Source organism: Dolichospermum sp. UHCC 0259 (assembly GCF_009711935.1).
GTDB lineage: Bacteria > Cyanobacteriota > Cyanobacteriia > Cyanobacteriales > Nostocaceae > Dolichospermum.
The window spans coordinates 20,239-29,153 of sequence record NZ_VIKX01000154.1 but is presented as its reverse complement, the minus strand read 5'-3'; the positions used below and the strand labels follow the sequence as shown (position 1 = coordinate 29,153).

At 38.3% G+C, this 8,915-nt stretch carries 7 protein-coding genes and 1 pseudogene; 4 read left to right on the top strand and 4 right to left on the bottom strand.

Annotation, left to right across the window (positions count from 1 at the left end; all coding sequences use genetic code 11):
- Positions 1-52: 52 nt before the first annotated feature.
- Positions 53-559 (top strand): annotated as a pseudogene (locus FJR05_RS12255) (phenylacetate--CoA ligase family protein); the annotation flags it as partial.
- 196 nt (positions 560-755) lie between these two features.
- On the opposite strand, the gene FJR05_RS12250 reads toward FJR05_RS12255, so the two are convergent.
- The 3 genes from FJR05_RS12250 to FJR05_RS12240 form a co-directional block, all read right to left on the bottom strand.
- A complete protein-coding gene (locus FJR05_RS12250; RefSeq protein WP_168644340.1) occupies positions 756-1,688 on the bottom strand; it encodes a cobalamin-binding protein in 933 nt (310 codons plus the stop codon).
- A gap of 256 nt (positions 1,689-1,944) precedes the next feature.
- Positions 1,945-2,457: a hypothetical protein gene (locus FJR05_RS12245; protein ID WP_168644339.1), complete on the bottom strand. Its 513-nt coding sequence runs from the start codon at positions 2,455-2,457 to the stop codon at positions 1,945-1,947.
- Positions 2,447-2,656, bottom strand: a complete 210-nt coding sequence (locus FJR05_RS12240) for a hypothetical protein (RefSeq protein WP_168644338.1) — start codon at positions 2,654-2,656, stop codon at positions 2,447-2,449. The genes FJR05_RS12245 and FJR05_RS12240 overlap by 11 nt, the downstream gene beginning before the upstream one ends.
- 236 nt (positions 2,657-2,892) lie before the next feature.
- Here FJR05_RS12240 and FJR05_RS12235 point away from each other — a divergent pair, with 236 nt between their 5' ends.
- Complete coding sequence (locus FJR05_RS12235) at positions 2,893-3,201, top strand: hypothetical protein (RefSeq protein ID WP_168644337.1); 309 nt, start codon at positions 2,893-2,895, stop codon at positions 3,199-3,201.
- Between the two features lie 56 nt (positions 3,202-3,257).
- Here the strand turns inward: FJR05_RS12235 and pruA are convergent, their stop codons facing one another.
- Positions 3,258-6,236, bottom strand: coding sequence for an L-glutamate gamma-semialdehyde dehydrogenase (gene pruA / locus FJR05_RS12230; RefSeq protein WP_168644336.1), 2,979 nt, complete (start codon positions 6,234-6,236; stop codon positions 3,258-3,260).
- A gap of 138 nt (positions 6,237-6,374) precedes the next feature.
- On the opposite strand from pruA, the gene FJR05_RS12225 reads away from it, so the two are divergent.
- Positions 6,375-7,397: a molybdopterin-dependent oxidoreductase gene (locus tag FJR05_RS12225; protein ID WP_168644343.1), complete on the top strand. Its 1,023-nt coding sequence runs from the start codon at positions 6,375-6,377 to the stop codon at positions 7,395-7,397.
- Positions 7,394-8,854, top strand: a complete 1,461-nt coding sequence (locus tag FJR05_RS12220) for an adenylate/guanylate cyclase domain-containing protein (protein ID WP_168644335.1) — start codon at positions 7,394-7,396, stop codon at positions 8,852-8,854. The genes FJR05_RS12225 and FJR05_RS12220 overlap by 4 nt, the downstream gene beginning before the upstream one ends.
- The last annotated feature ends 61 nt before the right edge of the window (positions 8,855-8,915 follow it).

The following is an 8,915-nucleotide window of genomic DNA, read 5'->3' as shown; positions in this document are numbered from 1 at the left end:
TTTTCCGTATTTACTTATCTTTACACACCTTTAATTTTTTTTGTTTACCTACTTAATTCGATATAGTATTTTTGATCAAGGTGGCTTAATTACCTACACAGAAATGCTAGAATTTTTAGGAAAATGGGGTTTTGACCCTATTACAGAATTACCAAATCATCGCGGGATTCATCAATTACCTTTTGTTTATGTTTTTGGACGTTCTAACTTTACGGTTTCCTATTTTGGCGCAAATATTTATCCAGAAAATGTCACAGTCGGACTAGAACAACCAATTATTAGAGAATGGGTAACGGGTAAGTTTGTTATCCAGGTAAAAGAAGATTTAGATAAAAACCGCTTTTTATCTGTAGTAGTAGAATTAGCACCAGGAATTGAAAATCAAGAGGAAAAAAGATTATCTATTACTGCGGCTATTCTTGCCCAATTATTACGTTTAAATAGTGAATTTGCGAATTATGTTCCTCTACAATATCAAACTCCTGTAGTAGAATTAAAACCCACTGGTGATCTTGAATATTTTCCGATAGGTGTCAAACACAGATACAGCAGAAGCTAGACGTAGGGGTAGCGCCCCCGTGCCTACCCCAATATTTGGGGCAACATGCCAAGTAAAGAAGAATGTCCAGAGTTAGAGTATTGTAGCGCCCCCGTGCCTACCCCAATATTTGGGGCAACCACAGGGGGTTTGCCCCTACAAAATTGATTACTCTAGAAATTTTTAAATGTTCAATTAATTTTGCACGGGTACTTAATTACAAAATTTGCCAAGCAGTACCTTTATAACCATAGTCAAAAATATCTGGGTGCAGTATTTCTGCTAGAATTTCCACAGAATCTACTAATCGCGGACCAGGACGGTTAAAGTAAGCGTTACCGTCGGTAATAAATACTCTTCCTGTTTGCACAGCGTGGAGTTTTTTCCATTCTGGACGTTGAGTGAATAATTCTGCTTCTTGCTGGGTTCGTTGCAAATCAAAGCCACAGGGCATGAAAATAATCACATCTGGATTACTATCTATTAATGCTTCCCATTTGACATGAGTAGCAGGTTTACCCGTGAGGCAAAATAATGGTCTTCCTCCTGCTAAGTTAATTAATTCAGGAACCCAATTTGCAGCAGTCATCAAAGGATCAATCCATTCAATACAAGCGACTTTAGGCATTTCGGCGGTGGGAAGTCCTTGGAGTTTACGCTTGCAAATTCTGACACGGGCTTCTAGATTTTCCAGTATTTCTACTGAATCTACGCCAAATGCGTGGCTAACCCTTTCAATATCACCCCACATATCCTGTAATGTGTTGGGTTGTAGAGAAATAATTTGCGGTGAACTGTGGGTAAGTTGGGCAACTGCTTTTTCTACCTCTGGTAAACTGACAGCACAGACATCACATTGATCTTGTGTGATGATATGGGTAGGGTGCAATTTCTCTAAAACATCTACTTTGATTTTATAGATACCCAAAGCAGATTGTAATAGATTGCCGGCTTCGTTGTGAATAGAATGGCTGTTAGCGTCACCATTTAAACGGGACTGGGTACAAACTGGAAGATTGACGATTTCGGGAGGATAGTCACATTCATGCGATCGCCCTACCATAGCATCAAATAAGCCCAGTTTGGCCACGATTTCCGTAGCACTGGGAACTAAAGAAATAATTCTTATATCGTTACTTGTATCAATCATAGTCTCACCCCCCTGGGAATAGGAGTCAGTAGTCAAAAGTAGAGAATGGTTGTTAAGTTGTTTTTAACAGATATTTCTACCTTCATTTTTGCATATTTTTAGAGAGACGGTATCTATCTTGAGGATGTTAGTATTTGGATTTCACGCCAAGACGCAAAGGTATAGGGTTTGACTCTAGACATGGATACGCAGTTGCACATCTTAATTAGTAGTTGTATTTCAAAACGAAAATTTTATCTGAATCTAAATATCCAGATTAATAAGGTTCATGAATTGATTTACATTCCCAAAACATTCCCGGACCAACGGTTAAAATTTGCTCATTTGGCATCATTAATTCCCAATAAGCAAGCCCAGAATCATCTTCTAAATCTGGTTCTAAAATTAGTTCGTAATGATCCTCAAATGATAAAGTGAGTTTAAGATTATCACTATCAATTACAAAATTAGTTAGTTTTTTATTTTCTAAAAATTGTAAAGACATTTTAGCACATTCAGCAGCATCTTTATAATTTACGAACATAGATGAATAACTGCAAAGACCGTTTCCTATCATTAAATACCAAGGTGTTGCCCTAGTGTTAAGTTGCCAAGTTCCTTTGCGTAAATGTGCTAATTTAGGATGGGAATAGGCAATCATTTCACCAAAATGTAACCGTAATTCATCCCCATAACTAAATGTAATTTGATGGCAAGTTTCGCCAATAATTGGTTGAATAATTTGATTTAGATTTAGTATTGAATTAGCAAGAGATGTTTTAGGAGTCATAATTAATATCCTCTAAAAATTCTTTAGCTTTCTGACGGAGTTCTGGATAAGTAAAATCACCTCTATCGTTTAAAGTTCCACCATAACCATTTCTTTTTTCTTCCTCCAGAAATATACCAAAAGCATTTCTTAATTCTGCTGACATCCGAAACTCTCTAGCAATTGAATCAACTTGTTTAATATCATCTTTTTTACCCATAAGTATAGAGACACCCTGATTTCATATTTTAACATCAAAATATTGTAATTTGTCAGAATCAGGATTTCCAGGATTTAAGGATTAACAGGATAAAAAAGATCCCGGACTTTTATCATAAATTGATGGTATTAATAACATTTTTATTTTTCGCTAAGATGCAAAAATGCAAAGTTAAATTCTAGACATAGATATGAAATCACGCTATACTGAAGATGCAAGCAATGATTGGTGTGTCTATGAAAACAAGTCAACTATTGAAAATAGCCCTAGTTCCCATCTTGGCTATATCTACCCTTCTATCTATATCAAATACAGCACTAGCAGACTATTTGAGAGGTGAAGGTAGAGGAGGTGACTATATTTATGAATTATGGTCTACTGATGATGGTAGCAGTTACTACTTAAAAATTTGGTCTGATAAAGCAAATCCCAAAAAAGATCCAGCCTCTAAAACTAGAGACTTTAAATCTAGTAGAGAAGCATTAATTTATTTTGATTGTAACTACGCTGGTAAAAGCTTACCTGAGTGTCCCAAAAATAGATAATTAGTTTTAGATCCCCGACTTCTTGAAGAAGTCGGGGATCTGTGTGTATTATAAAGTTAGTCCGCACCCTCAATTGGGGCAAAACCTTGACGTTGGATGTTTTCTGTGATATGACGTGGTTCTAGGAATTGCAAGAGGTAATCTGGGCCTCCTGCTTTTGAACCGACTCCAGAAAGTTTGAAACCGCCGAAAGGTTGACGGGAAACTAACGCTCCAGTAATATTCCGGTTAATGTATAAATTCCCAACTTCAAATTCCGCTTGCGCTTGTTCAATGTGGGAAGGTGTCCGAGAATAAAGTCCACCAGTTAAAGCGTAGTTTGTACCGTTGGCAACTTCTATTGCTTCTTGAAAATCTTTAACTCGAATTACTGCTAAGACGGGTCCAAATATTTCCTGTTGGGCGATCGCTCCATTGGCAGGAACTTCCGAAAAAATCACAGGTCCGATAAAATAACCTTGGCTGGGTGCGGGTAACTCTAAAGCTAATTTCGCTTCTTTTTTCCCCATCTCAATATATTCCAAAATGCGAGATTGGGCATTAGCATCAATCACCGGACCAACCTGGGTACTGGGTAATTCTGTTTCTCCAATATTTAAAGACTTAGTTGCTTCTACCAACCTTTCTACAAAGGCATCATAAATCGGTTCGAGAACAATTACCCGTGAACAAGCAGAACATTTTTGTCCACTATAACCAAAAGCAGATTGGACAACGCCGACTACAGCCTGGTCTAAATCAGCACTTTCATCCACAATGATCCCATTTTTGCCACCCATTTCGGCAATTACCTTTTTAAGATGCTTTTGACCAGGTTTGAGAATTGCGGCTTCTGCGTAAATTCTACAACCTACTTCCTGAGAACCAGTAAAAGCAATCACATGAGTATCGGGATGATTAACGAAATAAGCGCCGACTTGCGAACCCTTGCCGGGAACGTATTGAAAAACACCTTTGGGGATGCCGGCTTCTATTAATATTTCTGTCAACTTTGCAGTAATCACAGAAGAAGTTTCTGCTGGTTTGAGTAAAGTACAATTTCCTGAAACCAAAGCAGCAACAGTCATACCGCAAGCAATAGCCAAAGGGAAATTCCAGGGAGAAATAACAACAGCGATTCCTTTGGGTTGGTAAATATAACGATTGGTTTCTCCAACAACGTCATAAATTACACCCTTATCTAACCGTTCCATTTCTGCGGCATAATAAAGACAAAAATCAATTGCTTCCGAAACCTCCGCGTCAGCTTCCTTAACAGGTTTTCCCACCTCCAAAACTATCCAAGCGGAAAGTTCGGCGCGTCGTTCCTCCATTAACTTCCCAGCTTGACGCAAAATATCCGCACGTTGTTTAACTGGGGTTTTCTTCCAAGCGGGAAAAGCAGCCTTAGCAAATTTCATTGCTTCTTCAGCTTGTTCAATACTGAGTAAACCCACCTTACCAACAACCTGACTAAAATTAGAAGGATTAAGAGAATCAACAAAAGTTGTAGTATTCACATATTCCCCATTTAGCAAAGGTAAATAAGTTTTTCCCAACTGCTGACGCACATTTTCAAAAGCTTGATTTGATTTTTCCCTTTTTTCTGCTTCCGCAAAATCTGTATCTGCGACACCGAAGAACCCCCCCTCAGTCCCCCCCGCAAGCGAGGGGGAAGCAGGAAGTGGAATTGGGGGTGCTAACAACTCCTCAACGGGACGATTTTCCAGATTTTGGCGGAGAAAGGAACTATTTGCGGTGTTTTCTAATAAACGACGGATTAGATAAGCCATTCCTGGTAACAAGTCACCGTAGGGACAATAAACCCGCACACGATAACCTTTATCTACTAAGGCTTTGGCGATTTTATCACCCATGCCGTACAGAACTTGCATTTCAAACCGACGACGGGGAACATTGAGACTTTCGGCTATAGCGATCGCGCGAGATTGCGATCGCACATTATGACTACCTATGGCAGAATAGACATATTGGTGATTTTCTAGCAATAGCTGAGTTATCGCCTCAAAATTGGCATCGGTGGCGACTTTATCATTGTAAACCGGTTGTGGCCAGTGTTTTTGAGCCGATTTGATGGTTTCTTGATCCCAATACGCACCTTTAACTAGACGAATGGTGAGAGGATAACCCCGTTGTTTTAACCAAGCAATAATATCTCTAGCATCTTGTTCACTATCCCGCAGATATGCTTGTATTGTCATCCCAATATCTGTGCGTTGACGAAATTCCTCTTCCAGTAATAGCTTTTTGAGAATATTCAATGTGATATCTTTGTAGGCGTATTGTTCCATATCAAAATGGACTGCTGCACCTAATTCTTGAGCGCGACGGAGTAAAGTCCGAATATGATTGCTGACTCGTGCTTCACTACCTTGGGCATCCAAAGGATCAAATTGGGAATAAAACGCCGTTAATTTCACAGAAACCTGGACTTTGGGGATATTTTCGCCGTCAGCTTCATCAATAGCCGGAATTTTCCCCCAATTTTTAGATGCTTCCACCAACTGCTGCATCAATTCCAAGTATCTTTCTAAATAAGATTGCGCCTCTATTTCCGTAATTACCGCTTCACCAAGGAGGTCAATGGTGAAAGCCATTTTCTCCTTTCGCAGTCTCTCAACGGTTTTGATGACTTGCTTGATATTTTCCCCAGAAATATACTTGTGTGCTAAAGTTTCTACAGCCGTTCCTACAGTTGTGGCGGCTACCTGTGCCGGCATAGAATCAGGGTTAGCAAAGTTTAAGATTCCTTTTAAAGCTGCGGGTAGTTCTACGGAATCATCTCCCAAATATTCTTGCATATGGGAGGCAATTTCTGATTTACTATGTAAAGCGGGCAAAGTGTCTATAAATCGAAATAATTGTACCCGTAAACCCGGATTACTCATAGCCCAATCGAGTAATTTATCATCCCACCGCATTTGATCCCGTAAAGCAGCAAAAAATGAGCGATTTTCCTGGGTAGCAGCTAAAACCTGTTTAGCAATTTCTTGGGTTTTCGCTTCGTAAGTGTTGTTTTCTACTTGTAATACCATAAATTTGTTAGTTGTTAATTGTCCGTTGTCAAAAGATATTGTTCTGGAGTAGTGTTGAATGATTGCGTAAAAACGAATTATGGTGTTATTTCTAACTTAGTAAACACCATTTTGTAAACCTTCCTAATAATTTTGAATGTGATTTTATTGAATATTTGGAAAAACTGGACTTTAGTAACTTTGGGTATAGCTATAGTTTTTTTGACAGGTTGTACAAATAAGCCCACAAAGGCACAATTAGAAGGATGGCGGCAGGAAGCAAGCGATGCCAATGCGGAAATTCTAGCAGATAAAACCAAAAAAAACCCACAGCGGCAATGGAATTTAGTTATTCAGGGTCAAACAACAAATTTTAAATCAGATACCTTGAGTTGGCCGGAGTTGCTTAAATTAGCTAAAACAAATGTTAATACAATTGACGCAAATAATATTATTAACCCCAATCAAGTATTTAATTTTCAAGGAATACATATAGCTACACTTTTAAAACAATTTGGCGTTCCCCCTGGAGTAACAGAAGTGACCTTTGTTTGCTACGACGCTTATCATGTCACAGTCAAAATAGAAGACCTACTCACCTACCCAATTATCTTAGCACTGACTAAAAATGACAAACCAATTCAACGTGACCAAGGGGGGCCAATTTATTTAATCTATCCCTATACCCAGTATCCCCAACTTCGACAAAAATATAACGAAGGAGATTGGGCATTTTATGTGACTCATATTATATTTGGTACAGAGAAGGTATCACTCCGAGTAGGCGATCGTCAACTCAACTTAGCCCAACTTGATAAACTACCACAAGTCACCCTTAACCAAAACGTAGGTTATCGCGTCCGCTGGCCTAGTAACAAACTTAAACTACATGGTGTCAGAATTAAAGACGTACTGGCTTTAGCTGGTATCAAACCGCAAACTTCTGTAGTCGTCACAGGTAAACCAGCAATTTACCGCAGAACAACGGAAGCTATAAAATTAGCGTCTACAGAAATAAACAAATGTAATATCATTTTAGCTACTAGATGGGGTGAAGATAAACAGCCAATCCTCGCAAACATGGGAGGTCCCGTAACTCTAGCTTTTGGTGATGATTGTTCACAGGAAACCAAAAATAAACGCTGGGTAACTTTCGTAGAAGAGTTAATTCCACAATTATGAAAATATTTACTTTTCGTTCTATTCATACTCAAATTATGACTTCAATCACCCTACTAATTCTAGGTTTGATTGCTGCGATAGTTACGGTATGGGTAAAAAGCGAAAATACTCTCTACCGCGAAGAAAAGTTGAATGATGCTAAAAGTATTTCTAAAGTTCTCAGCTATACATACTCTAATGAATTATCAGAAGAAAATTGGAGTCAAATTCGCTTAAACATAGATTTGATATTGCGAGAAAATCAAGATTTTGTCTATGTCTTTGTTTCAGATATCCGCCAAGACAATCAAATTGCGGCTGCTTCCCCTAACGAATATCAAAACCAATATATTCCTAATATTGTTCCTTTAAGTGTCACCAAAAAAGCCTTAAAATCCTCTAAAGAAACTCGCATTATCGAAACATTTATCCTCAAAGATAGTTATTTTGGAGACAACTTACGGGCTAAACGAGGTGATGCAGTAATTGAAGTAGCTTCAGATATTCGCACAATAGCAGGTAAACACCTTGGTGTTTTACGAATTGGTTTATCTCTACAAAAAGTAGATCGTGCTGTTAATAATGCAGTAAATCAGGCTTTCATAGTAGGTTCTATAGGATTGGCTGTAGGTTGGGTATGTTCCTATATCCTAGCCCGTCAGTTGAGTAATCCTGTACAGCGTTTACAGTCCAGTGTCGCCCAAATTGCTGGAGGAGATTTACAACATCGTGCAGATATTAATAATCGTAGAGATGAAATTGGCGCATTGGCAAATTCCTTTAATGAAATGTCAGCAACATTGCAAATATCTTTTAGTAAATTACAAAAAACATTAGACTCATTTGAGAAATTTGTACCCGATAAATTTGTTTCTGTTATCGCCCCTGAAGGCATAGAAAATATTACAGTTGGGATGGCTTCTACCCGCAAAATGACAATTTTATTCTGCGATATTCGTGGTTATACTTCTATGTCAGAAGCTATGGAACCCATAGAAATATTTACCTTTTTAAATGACTATTTAGCTTGTATGGGAAAAGCCATAGATGAATCCGGGGGATTTATTGATAAATACATCGGTGATGCTATCATGGCTTTATTTGATGATGATTGCACAGACTGCGCCCTCAAAGCCGCTATTTTGATGCAAAAGTCTTTAGATATATTTAATCATGAACGATCCAAAAAAGGATTACCAATCATTGCTATAGGAATTGGTATTCATCGGGGTACAGTAGTCATGGGTACAGTTGGTTTTACCTCCCGTATTGATTCCACCGTAATTGGTGATGCTGTCAATGTAGCTTCTAGAATTGAGGGATTAACAAAGCAATATAATTGTAATATTCTGATTACAGAATCAGTGGTGAATAGTTTATATAAGCCTGAATTATTTTCTTTAAAACTCGTAGATGAATCCGTCAAAGTTAAAGGTAAAGATAAAGCTATTTCTATTTATGAAGTTCTGATTGAATAGGAGGAGTCAGGAGTTAGGAGGAAGAATTAGATATGGTCTGCTGATAGCGTAGCGTGGCGTA